General features: G+C 51.1%; 14 protein-coding genes. 4 read left to right on the forward strand and 10 right to left on the reverse strand.

Translation table 11 applies throughout. From position 1 onward, the window contains the following. Positions 1-237: 237 nt before the first annotated feature. Positions 238-945 carry an SIR2 family NAD-dependent protein deacylase gene (locus KK083_RS00005; RefSeq protein ID WP_254160006.1) on the forward strand — a complete coding sequence of 236 codons (708 nt, stop codon included), beginning with the start codon at positions 238-240 and terminating at the stop codon, positions 943-945. A gap of 76 nt (positions 946-1,021) precedes the next feature. On the opposite strand, the gene KK083_RS00010 is transcribed toward KK083_RS00005, so the two are convergent. After that, positions 1,022-1,633 carry a TlpA family protein disulfide reductase gene (locus KK083_RS00010; protein WP_254158672.1) on the reverse strand — a complete coding sequence of 204 codons (612 nt, stop codon included), beginning with the start codon at positions 1,631-1,633 and terminating at the stop codon, positions 1,022-1,024. A gap of 79 nt (positions 1,634-1,712) precedes the next feature. On the opposite strand from KK083_RS00010, the gene KK083_RS00015 reads away from it, so the two are divergent. Next, positions 1,713-3,494 carry a hypothetical protein gene (locus tag KK083_RS00015; protein WP_254158674.1) on the forward strand — a complete coding sequence of 594 codons (1,782 nt, stop codon included), beginning with the start codon at positions 1,713-1,715 and terminating at the stop codon, positions 3,492-3,494. Positions 3,495-3,594: 100 nt separating this feature from the next. Here the strand turns inward: KK083_RS00015 and KK083_RS00020 are convergent, their stop codons facing one another. From KK083_RS00020 to KK083_RS00045, 6 genes are all read right to left on the reverse strand, one after another. Then, entirely contained in the window at positions 3,595-4,044 is a 450-nt protein-coding gene (locus KK083_RS00020) for a DUF7832 domain-containing protein (RefSeq protein WP_254158676.1), read from the reverse strand. 334 nt (positions 4,045-4,378) lie between these two features. Continuing rightward, positions 4,379-5,620, reverse strand: coding sequence for a nucleoside recognition domain-containing protein (locus tag KK083_RS00025; protein WP_254158678.1), 1,242 nt, complete (start codon positions 5,618-5,620; stop codon positions 4,379-4,381). A 236-nt stretch (positions 5,621-5,856) separates the two neighbouring features. After that, positions 5,857-6,555, reverse strand: coding sequence for a 16S rRNA (uracil(1498)-N(3))-methyltransferase (locus KK083_RS00030; RefSeq protein WP_254158680.1), 699 nt, complete (start codon positions 6,553-6,555; stop codon positions 5,857-5,859). Between the two features lie 3 nt (positions 6,556-6,558). After that, positions 6,559-6,816: an acyl-CoA-binding protein gene (locus tag KK083_RS00035; protein ID WP_254158682.1), complete on the reverse strand. Its 258-nt coding sequence runs from the start codon at positions 6,814-6,816 to the stop codon at positions 6,559-6,561. A gap of 90 nt (positions 6,817-6,906) precedes the next feature. Then, positions 6,907-8,193 (reverse strand): citrate synthase, encoded by a 1,287-nt coding sequence (locus KK083_RS00040; RefSeq protein ID WP_254158684.1) that lies wholly within the window; start codon positions 8,191-8,193, stop codon positions 6,907-6,909. Positions 8,194-8,330: 137 nt separating this feature from the next. After that, entirely contained in the window at positions 8,331-9,149 is an 819-nt protein-coding gene (locus tag KK083_RS00045) for a prohibitin family protein (RefSeq protein ID WP_254158686.1), read from the reverse strand. 360 nt (positions 9,150-9,509) lie between these two features. On the opposite strand from KK083_RS00045, the gene KK083_RS00050 reads away from it, so the two are divergent. Beyond that, positions 9,510-12,107 (forward strand): ATP-binding protein, encoded by a 2,598-nt coding sequence (locus KK083_RS00050; RefSeq protein ID WP_254158688.1) that lies wholly within the window; start codon positions 9,510-9,512, stop codon positions 12,105-12,107. Between the two features lie 98 nt (positions 12,108-12,205). On the opposite strand, the gene KK083_RS00055 is transcribed toward KK083_RS00050, so the two are convergent. After that, a complete protein-coding gene (locus KK083_RS00055; protein WP_254158690.1) occupies positions 12,206-13,615 on the reverse strand; it encodes a Gfo/Idh/MocA family protein in 1,410 nt (469 codons plus the stop codon). A 65-nt stretch (positions 13,616-13,680) separates the two neighbouring features. Between KK083_RS00055 and KK083_RS00060 the strand changes: the two genes are divergently transcribed. Then, a complete protein-coding gene (locus KK083_RS00060; protein WP_254158692.1) occupies positions 13,681-14,745 on the forward strand; it encodes a rod shape-determining protein in 1,065 nt (354 codons plus the stop codon). A 160-nt stretch (positions 14,746-14,905) separates the two neighbouring features. Here the strand turns inward: KK083_RS00060 and KK083_RS00065 are convergent, their stop codons facing one another. Both KK083_RS00065 and KK083_RS00070 read right to left on the reverse strand, forming a co-directional pair. Then, positions 14,906-15,274 carry a hypothetical protein gene (locus tag KK083_RS00065; protein ID WP_254158694.1) on the reverse strand — a complete coding sequence of 123 codons (369 nt, stop codon included), beginning with the start codon at positions 15,272-15,274 and terminating at the stop codon, positions 14,906-14,908. A 410-nt stretch (positions 15,275-15,684) separates the two neighbouring features. Next, on the reverse strand, positions 15,685-17,304 hold the full coding sequence (locus tag KK083_RS00070) for an ABC-F family ATP-binding cassette domain-containing protein (protein ID WP_254158696.1): 1,620 nt from the start codon (positions 17,302-17,304) through the stop codon (positions 15,685-15,687). Between the last annotated feature and the right edge of the window lie 41 nt (positions 17,305-17,345).

Raw genomic sequence — 17,345 nt, forward strand, 5'->3', positions numbered from 1 at the left:
GTGAAAAAGACCGCCGCGAAGAAAACTGCAGCCAAAAAGACGGCGGCGAAGAAGAGTGCGGTGAAGAAGAAGAAATAGTTTGGTTACCAGTTGCCGGTTTCCGGCTGACCGGTTTTGTGAGTTTTAAATTTGACTGACAGACCTTCGAAGGAGTGTCTGATTATCAAAACTACCCCGAACCGGTAACAGGCAACTGGCAACTTTTTCACTTTAAATTCCTAACTTCACTTCATGAGCATGGATGTGAAGAAAAAGCTTGTAGTCCTCAGCGGTGCCGGCATCAGTGCGGAGAGTGGTGTGCCCACCTTCCGCGATTCGGATGGTCTTTGGGAAGGTTATAATGTGATGGAAGTGGCCACTCCTGAAGGCTGGCAAAAAGATCCTGCGTTGGTGCTGGAATTCTATAATCAGCGACGGAAAAGAGCCCGCGAAGTGAAACCCAACCGCGGTCATGAGGTGCTGGCCGAGCTCGAAGATCATTTCAATGTTACCGTTGTAACCCAGAATATCGATGACCTGCATGAGCGCGCAGGTTCTACCAACGTCATTCACCTTCATGGAAGCCTGTTCGAATCGCGCAGCTGCGCCGATGAATCATTGGTATATGCTATTGATGGATGGGAGCTGAAGCTTGGAGACCTGTGTGAGAAGGGCTCACAGCTGCGTCCCAACATTGTATGGTTTGGTGAGATGGTTCCGCTGATGGAGGTTGCTGCCATGCATGCGGCGCAAGCCGATATCTTCATCGTGGTGGGTACTTCCCTGGTTGTTTATCCCGCAGCAGGCCTCATTCATTATGTGCCGCACGATACACTAAAATACGTTGTAGATCCCAAGCTGCCCGACATCGGCAACATGCCCTTTTTGAAAATGTTCGCGGAGAAAGCGAGCACGGGAATGGAGAAGGTGAAAGCGGAGCTTTTAAGTTTAAGGTTTAAAGTTTAAGGTTTAAAGTTCCGGTCTCTGAAAAACTTTAAACTTTAAATTTGAAACTTGAAACTTGAAACTTCAAACTGCTGCCTCACTTTGTTAAGTTGTTCAGAAACTCCCTGATCTCCTTCGTGTCGTAGTTCGCCGCACCGACCTCCTTGCTTTTAATCCTGCCTTCTTTGTCTATGATAAACGTTGTTGGAATGGAAGGAACTCTTAGCTGCCGGGGGAGGGATTTGTGTGGCGTATAGACGGGAAACGTATGCTGCTCGTCTTCGATGTAGCGGGTCACTTTCTTGTGGTGTTCTTCCGCGTCGAGCGAGAGCATGATGAACACGATCTTGTCGTGATCTACGGCATCATAGAGGCGCTGGATGGAAGGCATCTCCACGCGGCATGGTCCGCACCACGTTGCCCACAGGTTGATGAAGATGACTTTGCCCTTGAACTCATTCACATCCACCAGGTTGCCTTTCAGGTCTTTGATGGTGAAGTTGTAATCGAAGGCAGGCGCGGATCTCTCTGTCTGCACAGGATCAAAGTCCATGGCGCCTGTTTTCATCAGGGCCGACTGGGTGAGAAAAGAAATGCCTGCCAGCATCCCGGTATACCGTAAGATCAGCAGCAGGGCGATACCAGCCAGCCAGGGTTTGAGTGGCCCGAAAAAGGCCTTCAGCCGTTGAATTTTAATGGATTTGTTCATTTTGCGCTGGTTTCTTGTTTTCGTGCCGCTCAATTCACACGATTTTAACTAATTTCGGAGGATAATTTGTTCAAAAAACATGACAAAACTTAGCTTCCTGAAGATCACTATGCTGTTGCTGCTGGTGCAGACGGCATACGGCCAAAAAGTTAAGTATAAGGACATTTTCGCGTTGCTGAGCATCAAGCAATATGAACAAGCCGAACCTTTTCTGAAGCGGTATCTGAAGGAAAACGACGACAATCCCAATGCCTTCCTGTACATGGGCATCATCTTCCAGGAGAAGGCTTCCAAGAACGACATCCTCAAACAGACATCCCTGGCAGTGGCCAACATGGATTCTGCCAACCTGTTCTACGACAAAGCTTACAAGACGATAGACGACCGCGAGGTGCGGCGCAACAAGGAATATTATCAGGCCTACAACCGCCGTGACCTCCGCACAGGCGAGTTCGGTGTGAAGCTCTCCGACATCCAGTTCGACATCGAAAAAAGAATAGAAGGGCAGAAGGAGCGCATCGATAAAGTGAAGATGGTGAAATTCTATTTTTCACTGGCCGATACGTTGTACCAGAGGTCGAATGCCCTGTACCGGTCGATGCAACGCGCCTATCCTGGCGAACGTCAGCTTTACCTGAGAGCTGATGAGACCACGGTCAAAGGTTTGCAGGTGCTGGCAATGCGCTTCGACTCCAGCTTCAGGGCGTTTGAGCAATACAAAGCCAGCTCGGCCACCCTCGGCAAAACGGGTTACAATCAGACGGTATCGCTGGCGGAGATCGACGATTTTTCAAAAGACGGAACATCGCTTGCCGATCCCTACCAGGAGGAGGTAAAGCTGTGGGACTATAAAAAATTCGCCGACAAGGCGCGTGCCGTCATCGAGAAGGAAATACTGCCGATGCGCGAGCACCTCGTTTCGTACGACATCGAGATCAACAAGCTCCGGGACAAGCTGAACGCAGACTCCGTCTCAGTGCGGAGCGACCTCACCAAGCTCATCGACAGGCTACTCTATGATCAATTGAAGAAATACGATCCGGAGCCGTTGCCCATGGAAGTTTTCAGCCTGAAGACCGCCGACCTCGAGTACCGTTCGGCGCTGCTGGAGAACAAGGCATTGAAAGACACTTCCGATGTGCACCTGAAACTGCGGCTGATCAACAACGAGCTGCGTCTGCTGGGCAAGCTCGACAGCGTGGCCGGAAAACTTTCGCCGGAAGGCATCACACAGAAGGCGCCCGATTACCAGCACTTCATTACCAGCACGTTCAGCAGCACCGATGTGCTGAAGAGTTATGTGAGATCGTTGAAGGAATTTGCGGAACGTGAGAAACGTAAAAAAGATAATGAGCTGCAGGCGCGGATGAAAGCGCTCGACTGGATCGTTGACGGTGCTGACTCCATACCCTTGAAACAACAGGTGCTGGCCAAGGTGTACAAGCCGCTCTTCACGGCAGATGAAAAGTATACCCTGGGACTTCGCCTGAAAGATTCCACCAACGCCGATGGTTATTTCTATACCATCACGGCTGCGCGAAAACCCGAGGTGAAGGTGTTGTTCCCGGTTGACAAGTCATCGTTCAAAGAAAGAAAGCTGCCTGTAACGAAGGGGCTGACGTATTCCGATGCAACGGGCCAGATCTACTTTGTGCTGCTCTATTCTGAAAAGGTAAACAAAGACAAGTATCCCGCCACCCTGGCCAAGATCTACCGCTCAGACGGACTGGCCTGGAGCAACAACTACCAGCTGCCCTTCATTCCGAAAGAGATCCAGCTAAAACAGGAGACAGGAGAGGTGACGATCAAAAACGACACCCAGGTGACGGTGATCGATAAGAATGGGAAAGTGGTGAAGTAGTTTAAAGTTAAAAGTTTAAGGTTTAAAGTTGTGTGCGAATCACATTACTGTGGGAAACCTCAACTTGAAACTTCAAACTTTAAATTTTAAACTTTTCCAACTACTGGCCTACCAGTTTCTTCCAGTCCTGGAAGCGCATGTCGATGCGGCTCTTGATCTTTTCGTAGTTTTCCCAGCTATCGGTAACGTGATAGATAGAAGGCAGGGTTTTGACAAGGATCTCGTCGTAATCACCGCGGTATAACCCGCCGCCGTAATAGTAATACGTGAACATGTTGCCGCTCTTGCTGAAGAGTTCGTAACCCAGGTATCCGTCCCAGATCTCGCTGAGGATGGTACATGAAATTTCCCTGCGTCTGAACCTGAAGATCTGGTTGGAAGCTTCGTCTTCAAAGTATTCGGAATACAATCCGGCGTCGATGATCCACCCAAGGTACATGCCGATATGCACATAAGCTTGCTCTATGGGTAATGAATCGGGAAAGTTTCCAAGAAAGTGACTCTTGGCGTTGTCGTAAATGGTTTTCTGAATATCGGCTTTCTTTTCCATAGAACAAGTATAGTAGTTTAATCGAAAGTTTGAAACGTTTAAAGTCAAAAGTTTCGCGACTAAAGTTTGTAATTTCTGGTTAAAAGGTACAAGGCTGTTGGTTACCTGAATGCAGGTTCACGCGTAAATGCATTTCCCGCAAAGTCGCGGAGAAGCGCAAAGCACGCGAAGGTTTTCCTTTTTGAAACCCGTTATCCTGAGAGTGACGGATCCCCGGATCGTTAAGCCACCATTCGGGGATGGCGATGAAATAAAACACCGTTTTAACGCATTCGCATTCAACAATTCTTAGCGGCCTCTGCGCTCCTTTGCGCCCCTTTGCGTGAACGGTATTCTAGTAGAAGAAAAGATAACCTGCGAAGATGCCGCCGAGCACGCCGAAGAGATCGGCGATGAGGCCTCCGGTGACAGCGTACCGGGTCTTGCGGATGTTCACTGAGCCGAAGTAGAGGGCAAGCACATAGAAAGTTGTCTCCGCACATCCCCGGAAGATGCTGGCCATGTTGGCAACAAAAGAATCGGGGCCTCCGAAGGCAGGGTCTTGCGATACCGTGATCATCATCGCCCGCGCGCTTTGTCCACTCAGTGGTTTCAGAAAGGCCACGGGCAACGCATCCACAAAATCAGTATTGACCTGGAAGGCGGCGAGCAGTGAGCGGAAGCCGTCTGTAAGATAGGTCAGCGCACCCGAGCTCTGAAATACACCGATGCCCACGAGAATAGCTACCAGGAAAGGAATGATCTTGATCGACGTTGCAAATCCTTCTTTCGCACCTTCGATGAATGTTTCGAAGATGGGCACTTTGCGATAAAGCGCCATCGACAGGAAAGTGATGATCAGCGTGAGAATGAAAATGCTTGTGAACAGCAGCGACTGGACCTGCAGCTGCTCTTTGTTGAGCGATGAGAAATACCATACCACCAGGCCTATGAACCCGATGATGCCGCCGAGGTATGCCAGCACTACCGGATGAAGCAGGTTGATGCGCTGCCGGATGCTCACGTAGATCAGTCCCGCGAGGGTAGAGCAGAACGTGGCGATCAGGGTAGGAATGAAGATGCTGGTGGGATTCGCGGAGCCCATGGTAACGCGGTCTGCGATGATGGACAGTGGAATAATGGATAACCCCGAAGCATTCAGCACCAGGAACATGATCTGCGCATTGGAGGCCGTGTCTTTATCAGGGTTGATCTCCTGGAGATCGTTCATGGCTTTCAAGCCCAGCGGGGTGGCGGCGTTATCGAGGCCGATCATATTGGCGCTGAAGTTCATGATGATAGAGCCGGTAGCCGGGTGGTTACGCGGGATCTCGGGGAACAGCCTGCTGAAGAAAGGACCGACCAGCCGTGACAATACCGGAATGATGCCGCCGCGTTCTCCCACTTTCATCAACCCGAGCCACAAGGTCATGACACCGGTTAACCCGATGGAAATCTCGAATCCTACCTTGGCCTTTTCGAACGTAGCCTGGAGCATGGCGGGGAAAACACCCATGTCCTGAAAGAAGATCAGCTTGACCAATGAAACGACAAATGCAATGAAGAAGAATGCAACCCAGATATAGTTTAACGCCATGAGATTCGTTTCGGATTAGTGTGCAAGAAACATTTAAACGAAGCGCAGTACAAGATAAGGAATCGGGCGATTCTGCAACATGTAAGAAAGGACTTCTTTATCCTGTTTTCAAACCAGCAGTTTTAAGTACGATCCCGATAACTATCGGGAACGAAGGTACGAGGTACGATGCCGGGAACGGGGCTCTCCGTACCTCGTACATTTAGATGCAACAGAATAGCGAGAATGCGGCGCTGTTACAGGTTGATTAAGCTGAGCGTATGACACGCAACAACACCGGCTGTTTCGGTTCTTAAGCGGCTGTCGCCAAGGTTCACTTTCCGGTAGCCCAAGGCTAAGGCAGCTTCGAGCTCTTCTTTAGAGAAGTCTCCTTCGGGCCCGATAAGCACAAGATAGTGCTGGCCAGGCGTTGCTTCATCTTTCAGGTGCCGGGGATTGGAGGCATCCACGTAAGCGATGAAACGTTGTGTGGCCGGATGGTTGTTGATGAGATCGTGAAAAGCGACGATGCCACTTACTTCCGGCAGGGTGGCCTTGATGGACTGCTTCATGGCGCTGATGGCAACTTTTTTCAGGCGCTCGGTTTTGATGAAGCTTCTCTCAGAGTTTTGACAATCCATCAGGGTAATGTGATCGACGCCGATCTCCACTGACTTCTCTACGAACCACTCGATGCGGTCTGCATTCTTGGTAGGGGCAATGGCGATGTGCACCGAGAAGCCCTTCTCTTTTTCTTTCGATTGGTGTTTGATGGTGAAGGTACATTGCCGCGGGTCGTCTTTGACGATGATGGCATCGTAGAAGCTGCCTTTTCCGTCGGTGATGTGGATGAGCTCGCCCTGGCGTTTTCGCAGCACCTTGATGCAGTGCCTCGATTCTTCTTCGTCGAGGTGGTGAATATTTTCACCGATCAGGGGCTGGTAGAAGAGGTTCACACGTCAGGCGTCTTGCTGCAGTTTTGCCACCAGGCTGATGTATTCTTTCATGGCCTGCTCTTTGGTTTTGCCTTTCAGCTCAGCCCAGGCATCGTATTTGGCAATGGCCTTGAAGTCGAAGCCACCGGGCCTGTCGCCTGAAACATCGCCTTCGGTTCCCTGTTTGTACAGGCCATAGAGTTGAAGAAGCGTTTCATTGTCGGGGCGTTTTGGCAGCTCTTTAGAACGGGTAACAGCTTGCTCGAATTCCTGCTGAAGCATGTGGGTTGAAAGTTTCAGGTTTAAAGTTTAAAGTCAGGGGGGTGCTCCGAACTTTAAACTTTAAACTTTGAATTTAAACTTGGAACTTGGTTAACGTTTTTTGATCTCGGTATAAGGTCTCAGCTTGTGGCCAGTGTAGATCTGGCGCGGCCTTCCGATAGGTTCTTTGTTTTCGCGCATCTCTTTCCATTGTGCGATCCAGCCCGGCATACGGCCCATGGCGAACATCACCGTGAACATATCCACGGGAATTCCCAGCGCACGGTAAATGATGCCTGAATAGAAGTCTACGTTCGGGTAAAGTTTCCTTTCAATGAAGTAAGAGTCTTTCAGCGCGGCTTCCTCCAGCTTTTTGGCGATCTCCAGCACCGGGTCATTCACTCCCAGCTTGTTCAATACGTCGTCAGCTGCCTTCTTGATGATCTTGGCGCGCGGATCGAAATTCTTGTACACACGGTGACCGAAGCCCATCAGGCGGAAACCGCTGTTCTTGTCCTTTGCTTTGGCGATCCATTTGTCGGTATCTCCGCCGTCGTTCTTGATGTTCTCCAGCATAACGATCACTTCCTGGTTGGCGCCGCCGTGAAGGGGTCCCCACAGGGCGTTGATGCCCGCTGATATAGAAGAATAAATGCTTGCCTTAGATGATCCCACGATGCGCACGGTAGAGGTGGAGCAGTTCTGCTCATGGTCAGCGTGCAGGATGAGGAGCTTGTCCAATGCCTGCGCTACCACCGGGTCAACTTCATATTGCTCGGCAGGCAGGGCGAACATCATCTTGAGGAAACGTGAGCAGTAGTCGAGGGAGTTATCAGGATAGTTCACGGGATGTCCTACGGCGTTCTTGTAAGCCCATGCTGCAAACGTCGGCATCTTGGCCAGTGAGCGCACGATGCTCAGGTATACACCATCGGTAGACCTGTTGGGGTCCAGCGACTCAGGATAGAAAGCGGTCTGTGAGCAGAACATTGAAGCCAGCACGCCCATGGGGTGCGATGTTGACGGGAAACCGTCGAGGATCTTTTTGGTATCCTCGTGCACCAGCGTATGGGTTTTGATATCGTATGTGAACTTGTCGAGCTGCGGCTGTGTGGGAAGCTCACCGAAGATCAGCAGGTAAGCCACCTCCAGGAAAGTAGATTTTTCAGCCAGCTCCTCTATCGAATAACCTCTGTATCGTAAGATCCCGTTGTCTCCATCCAGGAATGTTATGGCGCTTTTGGTGGCTCCGGTATTTTTGTATCCCAGGTCAAGGGTGATTACCTTGGCTTTTTCCAGAAGGTCGCTGATATCAACGCCAATTTCACCCTCTGAGCCTACAACGACCGGGAGCGTGTAGGACTTGCCATCAATAATCAATTCTGCAGTTTTGGACATGTTTAAAGTGTTTATAGCAAAGGTTTTAAATATAGGGTAGAATTATGTTTTGGGAAAAGAATGCACTAAAAATTAATCTAAATTAAAGGTTGGCCACAAGCGCCGTCAGGGGCCTGTAACCGGATATCAGTCTTATTCTAATTATTTCCTAAGATCAGCGGCATTCCGTCCTTGCCCGAGCCCACCACAACAACCTTCGCGTTGGGGGATTTAGACAGCTCGAGGGTTGCTTCAATACCCCTCATTTTCAACAGCTTATCGCTTAAGCTGCTATTCACGATATTATTGGCCCTGGCTTCACCTTCTGCGGCTATACGTTTGCGCTCAGCTTCGCTCTTCTCTTTGTCGAGCCTGAACTGGTAAGCCAGCGCTTCCTGCTGTTGCTGAAGCTTGTTCTCGATGGCAATGCGGATCTGGTCTGGCAGGTGGATGGAACGGATCAGCAAAGCCACCATATCGACATTGTTCGCCAGCAGGATCTTTTCCGATTCAGATTTTATCGTGGCTTCCACCTCGGCGCGTTTTGTCGAGTAGATCTCTTCGGCGGTGTAACGGCCCATCACCTGGCGCACGGTTGAACGCACCTCGGGTACCACCAGCACATTGACGTAAGCCAGGTTGAACTTTTCATAGATGTATCCGATCTTATCAGCGATGGGTTTGAACCGCACGGTGACGTCAACCTTGATCGACAGACCACTTTTATCCAGCACATCCATGTTCTCGTCCTGCGATGTTTCCTGAACATCATAAACGAATACATCGTTCCAGGGTGACTTCATGTGAACACCTGGCTGGATCACATCGTCTTTGTCGAGACCTTGCCCGAACTTGTAAAAGACCACGGCGCGCTGCGTGGCGTTGATCGTGTAAAAAATGCTCGATGAAATGCCCATCAATACGAAAAGAGCGATCACGCCCAGGATAATGAAGGGTAACAGTCTTCGGTTGTTCATACGGGGTTATTTGTTAGTGGTATTTGATTCGTGTTCTGAGGGGGCGGCACCGGGGGTTCCAGGAATCAAAACTACAAATAAAAACTCCCCGTGCTACGACCGGAGCAACTAAGTTTAAGAGTCGACGGTCCACGGACCACAGCCCACCGCAGAGTCGGGTTGGTTTTACAGCGCCAGGTCATGGACAAGTAGCTCAGGAGAGGCGTAGCCAATCACTGATTTAGACTCTGCATGGCCGTGGACCGTCGACTGTGGACCGTGGACTCATCTCTTCAAACGATTCCAAATAAGCCGAATTATTTGGCCGTTCCGTTCAGAAACTGCAACTTATACCTTATTTTGAGATGCTTAATCCCGCACATGCTAAGGCTATTTTTTGTACTTGCACTTTTTTATGTTCAAGCCTTACCGGTTTTTGGGCAAGCGAATCCTGTTGACAGTTTATCGAAAGCACTGGAAGACACACGCAACAAACGAGAGCGTGTGGATATCCTGAACGAGCTGTCGTTTCGCACCAACAATACTGAGCCGGCGAAGAGTCTTGACTATGCTACCAGGGCCTACCAGGAGGCGTACGAGATCAAATATTCACGTGGTATACAGGCTGCGTTGTCTCTTCAGGGATATTACTATTACCAGAAGGGCGAGCACACCCAAGCGCTTGAGTACCTGAGGCGATCATCGGCGGTGACACCCGCGGACTACGAGTTCCAGGCTTATAACCTCATCATTACGGGTAACGTGTTCCGTGCCACGGCAACCTATGACTCCGCACGGCAATGTTACCAGCGCAGCATATCCCTGCTGAACGGCAAGAATGCCCCGCGGTACCTGGCCATCGGTTACAAGAACCTGGGCAAGCTCTGTGTGCTGGAGTGGAAGTTGTCAGAAGCGCGGGAAGCGCTTCAGCGGGCGCTGCAGGTCTACGAAAGTATGAACAACCGGTACGGCATCGCCGATACCTGGTTTGCGTTGTCCGACGTCAGCAAGAACGAAGCGAAGTTTGCCGAAGCACGGGAATATGTGAACAAGGGTTGCCAGTATGCCACGGAGCTGAACAACGATTACCTGAAGATCTATTGCCTCAGCAACGAAGCTGATGTTCATTACAAGTTGGGCGATTACACCCGGGCGCTCAAGATCTTTTTCGAGGCGCTGGAGCTGCTCAAAGCGCGGGATCTGCCCATGATGGAAGCCGACCTCTATTCGAGCGTTGGCGATGCGTACGAGGCCCTGGGGCAGAACGACATGGCGCTGAAGTACTTCCTCGAGGCCCTGAAGATCACAGAGCGTACCGGCATGCGGCACGAGACCGGCAAGCTCTACAGCAACATGGCCTGGATCTACAAGAACCAGATGAATTTTCGCCTGGCTCACGACTACATCCGCAGGTCGCTGGAGCTCAGGAAGGCGATCGGCGACGCGCATGGCATCTCCAACTGTTACAATGTGCTGGGCGTGATCTACATGCAGGAGAAGAAATACAAGGAGTCCACCGTTGCCCTGGAGCAGGCCCTCGAGATCAGGAAACGGATCGGGCACCGTGAAGGTGTGTCGGCCTCGCTGTTCAACATCGCCATTGTCTACGAAGAGCAGAAGCAATACCAGAAGGCGCTGGCCGTCCAGACAGAAGCGCTGACGTTAGACGAGGCCATCGGCAACAAGTTCAGCCTGGGCATCTCCTACAATGGCATGGGCAACCTGCTGATCAAGCTGCGCAATTTTCCGGCGGCAGCACAATCGCTGAAACAGGCCGGGAAGCTGGCGCTGGAGACCGGTTCCAGAACGCTGCTGATGAACAATAATTTTTACTGGTCGCAGTATTTCGAAGCCACGAAGGACCCTGCGCGTGCCCTGCAGTACTACAAAAAATTCGCTTCCCTCAACGACAGCATTTACAACGATATGAGTGCCCAGAAGCTCGCTGAGCTGCAGGCACTGTACCAGATCGAAAAGAAAGACCAGGAGATCAAATCGCTGAACCTTCAGCGGCAGCGGCATGAGAACGAGATCGAGCTTCAGCGCTCGCAACTCAATCAGCAGAGCATCATCATCATTTCAGCGATCTGCGGCATCGTTACCCTTTCGCTGCTGGCCATTGTGGTGTACCGTTACAACCGTCGCCTGACAAAGGCGCACCGTGAGATCACCGAGCAGAAAGAAGAGATCCAGTCGCAGTCTGAAGAGCTGATCGAGGCCAACCAGACCATTGCCGAGATCAACAGGAAACTGGAGGAAAAGATCGAAACGCGCACCGTGGAGCTCAGCCAGGCCTACAAAGAGCTGGATACGTTCTTCTACCGGTCTTCTCACGATTTTAGGAGACCCCTCACCACCTTCCTGGGGCTTTCTGAAGTGGCGAAGATCACCGTGAAAGACAGCAACGCCCTGGAGCTGTTCGACAAGGTGAAGGAGACGGCCACCAACCTGGACAAGATGCTGGTGAAGCTTCAGTCGATCAGTGACGTGGGATCCCAGCAGCTCGTTTACAAGGAAGTGATGATCAAAGAGATCTTCGATACGGTATGCGATGGATTCAGGAGTGAGCTGCAGCGCAAGAACATCCGGGTGAGCTCCGAGATCAGGCTGACGGATAAGTTCATCTCTTATCCGGCCATGATCAGGATCATCATCGAGAACCTCGTGGAGAACGCCATTCACTTCAGCGGTACCGACAGCCCCTTCATCAAGCTCAGGGCATCACAAACGCGCGATTACATTACCATCGATCTGCAGGATAACGGACAGGGTATTGCGAAAGAATACCAGGACCAGGTCTTCGATATGTATTACAGGGCCAATGAACGATCCAAAGGCAATGGCCTCGGATTGTATATCGTAAAGAAGGCGGTGGAAAAACTGGATGGTTCCATCTCGCTTTCCAGCATCCCGTTGATAGGGTCTACGTTCACGATTATGTTGCCCATGGCGTACGAAGCGAGGAAGTTCAAGGTTTAAAGTTTCAAGTTTAAGGTTTCAAGTTTCAAGTTTCAAGTTATGTGCCCGATGCATAATTGTTAACACCGAACCCAACTTTAAACTTTGAATTTTAAACTTTAAACTGAAATCACCTTCGCATTCTCCGGATCCCAGTGGATGATCTTTTTCTCAAAGACGCTTTTGTTGCTGGCCAGTGCCGGGCCTGCCGCGCGCATGCTGAACCAGGCATCTTCTTTAACGGGCACATTCTCGCGAATGCCTTTATAAAAATTGGCGTGGTGCGCGATATTGTCACTGTATCCTTGCGGGGCTTTGAACTCGGTTTCGGGCTGCAGCATTTCGGCAGTGATCGGCGGGTGATTGGCCTTGTACCACTTCTCGTACTCCTTCTGCTGCGCTTCGGTGAATGTTGTAAATGAATCCCATCCGCCGTAGCCAGGGTATTTGGGTGTCTTGCTGCGCTGCAGCTTTACGGCGCTTCCGCTCAGCGTGATCACACCATCGGAGCCTACCAGCCTCAGGCGTGAGTCGCCGCCACTTCCGCTGACAAAGTTCACGCGCATTTGCAGGTTGAACGCCGGGTGTTTGTCGGTAGCCGGGTAATCGTATAAGCCGCAGATGATGTCAGGAACATCACGACCATCTTTCCAATAGCGGAGGCCTCCTGTGGAATAGATCCGGTTGGGACCTTTGGAGCTGGTTACGGTGTGCAAGCCTGAGAACAGGTGCACGAAGAGGTCGCCGGCGATACCGGTGCCATAGTCCTGGTAGTTCCTCCAGCGGAAGAAGCGTACCGGGTCGTAGGCAACTTTGGGGGCATCTCCGAGAAAGGCCTCCCAGTCAACGGCCCCGGGTGTCTTTGCGTCTGTGGGAATGGAATATTGCCACGCGCCGTTGCCGCCCTGCCGGTCGTTCCAGGTTTCCACCAGGATGAGGTCGCCGATGGCACCCGATTCAAAGATCTCGCGCGCCTTGTCGGTCACGATGGAGCTCACCCGCTGGCTTCCGACCTGAAAAACCTTGCCGGTCTTTTTCTGGGTGGCGATCACATCGGCGCCTTCTTCGAGCTTGTGCACCATGGGTTTCTCACAGTACACATGTTTGCCCTTGTTCATGGCGTCAATGGAAATACGGTCGTGCCAGTGATCCGAGGTGGCAATGATCACGGCGTCTATGTCTTTGCGGTCGAGGATCTCCTTGTAGTTCCGGGTGGTGAAGATATCTTTGCCGTACAGCTCTTTTGTTCTCTCAAGCCTGCCGTTGTAAAGGTCGCAGGCGGCCACGAGCTTCACGCCGGGGATCTGTACGGAAGTTTCCAGGTTGTTGAACCCCATGATGCCCATGCCGATCACAGCGATGTTCACCTGGTCGTTGGGGCCGTATGTCTTGGTGCTGAGGGGTTCAGGCCGAAGGGTCACCGTGTTGCGGGGAGAGGCCAGCAGGGAAGGAGCGGCGCCGGTGATCACTGCAGTTCCTAATGCTTTCTTAATAAAGCTTCTCCGTGATTTTTCGTTGTGTTTAGACATAGGTGTAATTTCTGATTAACAATCGATCTTTTTTCATTGAAAAAGACCTTTGGAAGTTACGATATTTGATCAGAAAGCAAAACTTCATTTATTCCATCAGCATGTTCAGTTTTCAATTGTTAAAAAAGAAAAGCTTCGGCATCGACCTGGGCAATAACAATACGCAGGTCAGCGATCACGAGCGGATCCTGGTAGATCAGCCCTCGTACATTGTACTTGACAGATCGCGCAGTGCCGTGAAAGCTGTGGGGAATGAAGCGTACGATATGTTTGAAAAGACACATCAGCTGCTGAAGCCCGTCAGGCCGCTGAAGGGTGGTGTGATCGCCGATCACACTTCGGCTACCAAGATGATCTCCGCGCTGATGGAGCAGGCCTATGGCAGCAAGTCGCTCCTGAGCGGTTACGAGCACATCATTTCCGGTGTACCTTTTGCCACGACTAACGTCGAAAAGAGAGCGTTGCGCGCAGCGCTCGAGCAGTTCAACGCCAGCGCCATACACCTGCTTTACGAACCCCTGGCAGCCGCCATCGGCATGGGCCTCAACATCGAGGAGCCCAACGGCAAGATGGTGGTTGATATCGGTGGCGGCATCACGGAGATCGTGGTGGTGTCACTTTCCGGCATCGCGTCTTTTCAGTCGGTGAAGGTTGCCGGAGATACGATGGATGAAGAGATCCAGTTGTACTTCAGGAGAAACTACAACATGGCCATCGGGTTGAAGACCGCCGAACAGATCAAGATCCAGGTGGGTGCTGTGCAGGAGCAGATCCGCGAAGTTCCCGAGCCCATGATGGTACGGGGTAAGGATATGCTGCGTGGCATCCCGGTAACCCGGCAGATCACACACGCCGAGGTGGCCACCATCCTGGATAAGTCGATCAGCGCCATCGAGCTGAGCATCTTACAAACCCTGGAGAAGTGCCCGCCTGAGTTGGCTGGTGACATCTACGGGAACGGTGTTTACCTCACGGGTGGTAATGCCCTTTTAAGGGGATTGAAAGACCGCCTGGAGAAAAAGATCAGGTTAACAGTCCACATCGATAAAACACCGCTCCACGCCGTGAGCAAGGGCGTTGCTACAGCCCTTCGTGATATCAGGAAGTATAAGCCGGTGCTGATCGATTGAAATCGACCCGAACTTCTTCGGAGGATCAACCCTTCAAAAGTTCTTCAAGTGCCTCGCTATTCGATTAAGAGTGTACCACCTGAAAAGCTTTTGAAGGGGTTGTCCCAAAAAAAAAGCGATGTTCTCACATCGCTTTTTTTTATCTATCAAAGTAAAGCTGTTACATCATAGAACCGCTGCCGGAGTTTTCGTTGTTGGTATCGTTGTTGTTCCCGGAAGGCTCGCTGTTGCCGAACAGAGAGGGCTGAGCTGTAGGAGCTGCAGGAGCGGGAGCGGGTGCCGGAGCAGGTGCAGGCTTAGGCGTTGAAACTGCTTTCTTCTTAGGGGCTGACTTGCGGGGAGCAGCCTTCTTGGGAGCAGATTTTTTAGGAGCAGCCTTCTTAGCTACTTTCTTGGCAGACTTCTTAGCCGCCTTTTTAGGGGCTTTCTTCGCAGCCTTTTTCGCAGCTTTCTTAGCTGATTTTTTTGCAGCTTTCTTGGCTGCTTTTTTGGGTGCTTTCTTCGCAGCCTTCTTTGCTTTTTTTGCCATAGCTCAAAATGGTTTTAAGGTTAATCAGAATTGGTTTGGTGTACTTGGTTACTGAACTGGTTTAGTTTACGCATTAAATTTAAATAACTGGATGATTAGAGCAAACAGTTACACTACTTTATAGCATATAACTGATAGTAAGTTTAACCATTGACGACGGAGAAAGCAAGTTGCAGCAATACTTTTTCACTCTGGAGTCGATGAGCATGCACGTGATGTGAGTGGTGTTTGCACGTGAAGGTAGTCGTGAAAGAGGAGGAAGAAGTTGACAGTTAACAAGTGAACAGTTGACAACAGGCGGTGTTTGTCCGGTCATCATTTCAATTGAAACGATGCTGAAGTCATTGACACCACACGTTGTCAACTGCCCATTGACCCATTGTCAACTGCGCGCGGGCATGCGCGTCAGGCTATGCGTAGAGTGCCAGTTTTTGCTCCGCAACCTTCTCATTATCAATGTATTCATCGTAGCTCATCAACCGGTCGATAAACCCGTTGGGAGTGATCTCGATGATGCGGTTGGCCACGGTCTGGGTGAACTCATGATCGTGAGAAGTGAACAACACAGAGCCGGGAAAATCTTTCAAAGCGTTGTTGAAGGCCGTGATCGACTCCAGGTCAAGGTGGTTGGTAGGCTCGTCGAGGATCAGCAGGTTGGCACCCGCCAGCATCACCCGCGAGATCATGCAACGCACCTTCTCACCACCGGAGAGCACGTTGGCTTTTTTGAAAACCTCCTCGCCGGAGAACAACATCTTGCCGAGGAACCCCCGGACATATACTTCATCCTTGTTGCCTTCTTCCGCATATTGTCTCAGCCAGTCGATGAGGTTGTCGTCTGTTTGGAAATAAGCTTCGTTGTTGGAGGGCAGGTATGCAGGCGTAATGGTCTGTCCGAACCTGAACTCACCTTTAGTAGCCTTCAGCTCACCGGCCAGGACCCTGAACAGTGAAGTGATGGCCAGGCCGTCTTTGCTCAGGAAGGCGATCTTGTCGCCCTTGTTCACGAAGAAATCGAGGTTGCTGAACAGCGTGGATCCGCCCGTAGAATAGCTGAGGTTCTCCACCTGCAGGATCTGGTCTCCGGCAGTACGTTTCTGCTGGAAGATGATGGCGGGGTATCTTCTGTTGGAAGGCTGGATATCGTCGACGTTGATCTTCTCGAGCAGCTTTCTCCGGCTGGTAGCCTGACGTGATTTCGAGGCATTGGCGCTGAAGCGGGCAATGAACTCCTGCAGCTCTTTCTTCTTTTCCTCGGCCTTCTTATTGGCTGCCGAACGTTGTGAAAGCGCAAGCTGGCTCGACTGATACCAGAACGTATAGTTACCAGTGTAGAGCTTCACCGCCTTGAAGTCGATATCCACGATATGGGTACACACGGTGTCCAGGAAGTGCCTGTCGTGCGATACAACGATCACAGTGTTCTTGAACTCGAGCAGGAAGTCTTCGAGCCAGGTGATGGTCTGGAGGTCAAGGTCGTTGGTAGGTTCGTCGAGGATGAGGATGTCGGGGTTTCCATAGATGGCCTGCGCCAGCAGCACCCTTACCTTCTGGCTGCCGCTCAACTCTTTGGTGAGCTTGTAATGATCTTCTTCAGGAATGCCAAGGCCGCTCAGCAGGGCCGCGGCGTCTGACTGGGCGTTCCAGCCGTTCATCTCTGCAAACTCTGCTTCCAGCTCGGAGGCCCTGATGCCATCTTCTTCCGAGAAGTCGGGCTTTGCATAAATGGCATCTTTCTCCTGCATGAGGCTCCACAGCTTGTTGTGGCCCATGATCACAGCATCCAGCACGGGGATCTCATCAAAGGCATAGTGGTTCTGACGGAGCACCGCCATCCGCTTGCCGGGCTCTATCGTTACGTTACCGCCCGTAGGGTCTATATCGCCCGCCAGTATTTTCAAAAAAGTCGATTTCCCTGCCCCGTTAGCGCCAATGACGCCATAGCAGTTTCCCCCCGTGAACTTGATGTTCACCTGATCAAAAAGTACCCGTTTACCGAACTGGAGCGATAAGTTATTTGCTGCAATCATGATGTTGTGAAAAGATCAAGCCGCAAAGGTAAGGAAAAAAT

This window comes from Chryseosolibacter histidinae, assembly GCF_018598225.1.
Lineage (GTDB): Bacteria > Bacteroidota > Bacteroidia > Cytophagales > Cyclobacteriaceae > Chryseosolibacter > Chryseosolibacter histidini.

Bases quoted from the DNA above. Each gene is read 5' to 3' on its own strand.
- KK083_RS00010 (WP_254158672.1), bottom strand. From the start codon at position 1,633: ATGAACAAATCCATTAAAATTCAACGGCTGAAGGCCTTTTTCGGGCCA.
- KK083_RS00025 (WP_254158678.1), bottom strand. From the start codon at position 5,620: ATGGCGTTAAACTATATCTGGGTTGCATTCTTCTTCATTGCATTTGTC.
- KK083_RS00020 (WP_254158676.1), bottom strand. From the start codon at position 4,044: ATGGAAAAGAAAGCCGATATTCAGAAAACCATTTACGACAACGCCAAG.
- KK083_RS00040 (WP_254158684.1), bottom strand. From the start codon at position 8,193: ATGTCCAAAACTGCAGAATTGATTATTGATGGCAAGTCCTACACGCTC.
- KK083_RS00035 (WP_254158682.1), bottom strand. From the start codon at position 6,816: ATGCTTCAGCAGGAATTCGAGCAAGCTGTTACCCGTTCTAAAGAGCTG.
- KK083_RS00045 (WP_254158686.1), bottom strand. From the start codon at position 9,149: ATGAACAACCGAAGACTGTTACCCTTCATTATCCTGGGCGTGATCGCT.
- KK083_RS00065 (WP_254158694.1), bottom strand. From the start codon at position 15,274: ATGGCAAAAAAAGCAAAGAAGGCTGCGAAGAAAGCACCCAAAAAAGCA.
- KK083_RS00055 (WP_254158690.1), bottom strand. From the start codon at position 13,615: ATGTCTAAACACAACGAAAAATCACGGAGAAGCTTTATTAAGAAAGCA.
- KK083_RS00015 (WP_254158674.1), top strand. From the start codon at position 1,713: ATGACAAAACTTAGCTTCCTGAAGATCACTATGCTGTTGCTGCTGGTG.
- KK083_RS00070 (WP_254158696.1), bottom strand. From the start codon at position 17,304: ATGATTGCAGCAAATAACTTATCGCTCCAGTTCGGTAAACGGGTACTT.
- KK083_RS00050 (WP_254158688.1), top strand. From the start codon at position 9,510: ATGCTAAGGCTATTTTTTGTACTTGCACTTTTTTATGTTCAAGCCTTA.
- KK083_RS00005 (WP_254160006.1), top strand. From the start codon at position 238: ATGGATGTGAAGAAAAAGCTTGTAGTCCTCAGCGGTGCCGGCATCAGT.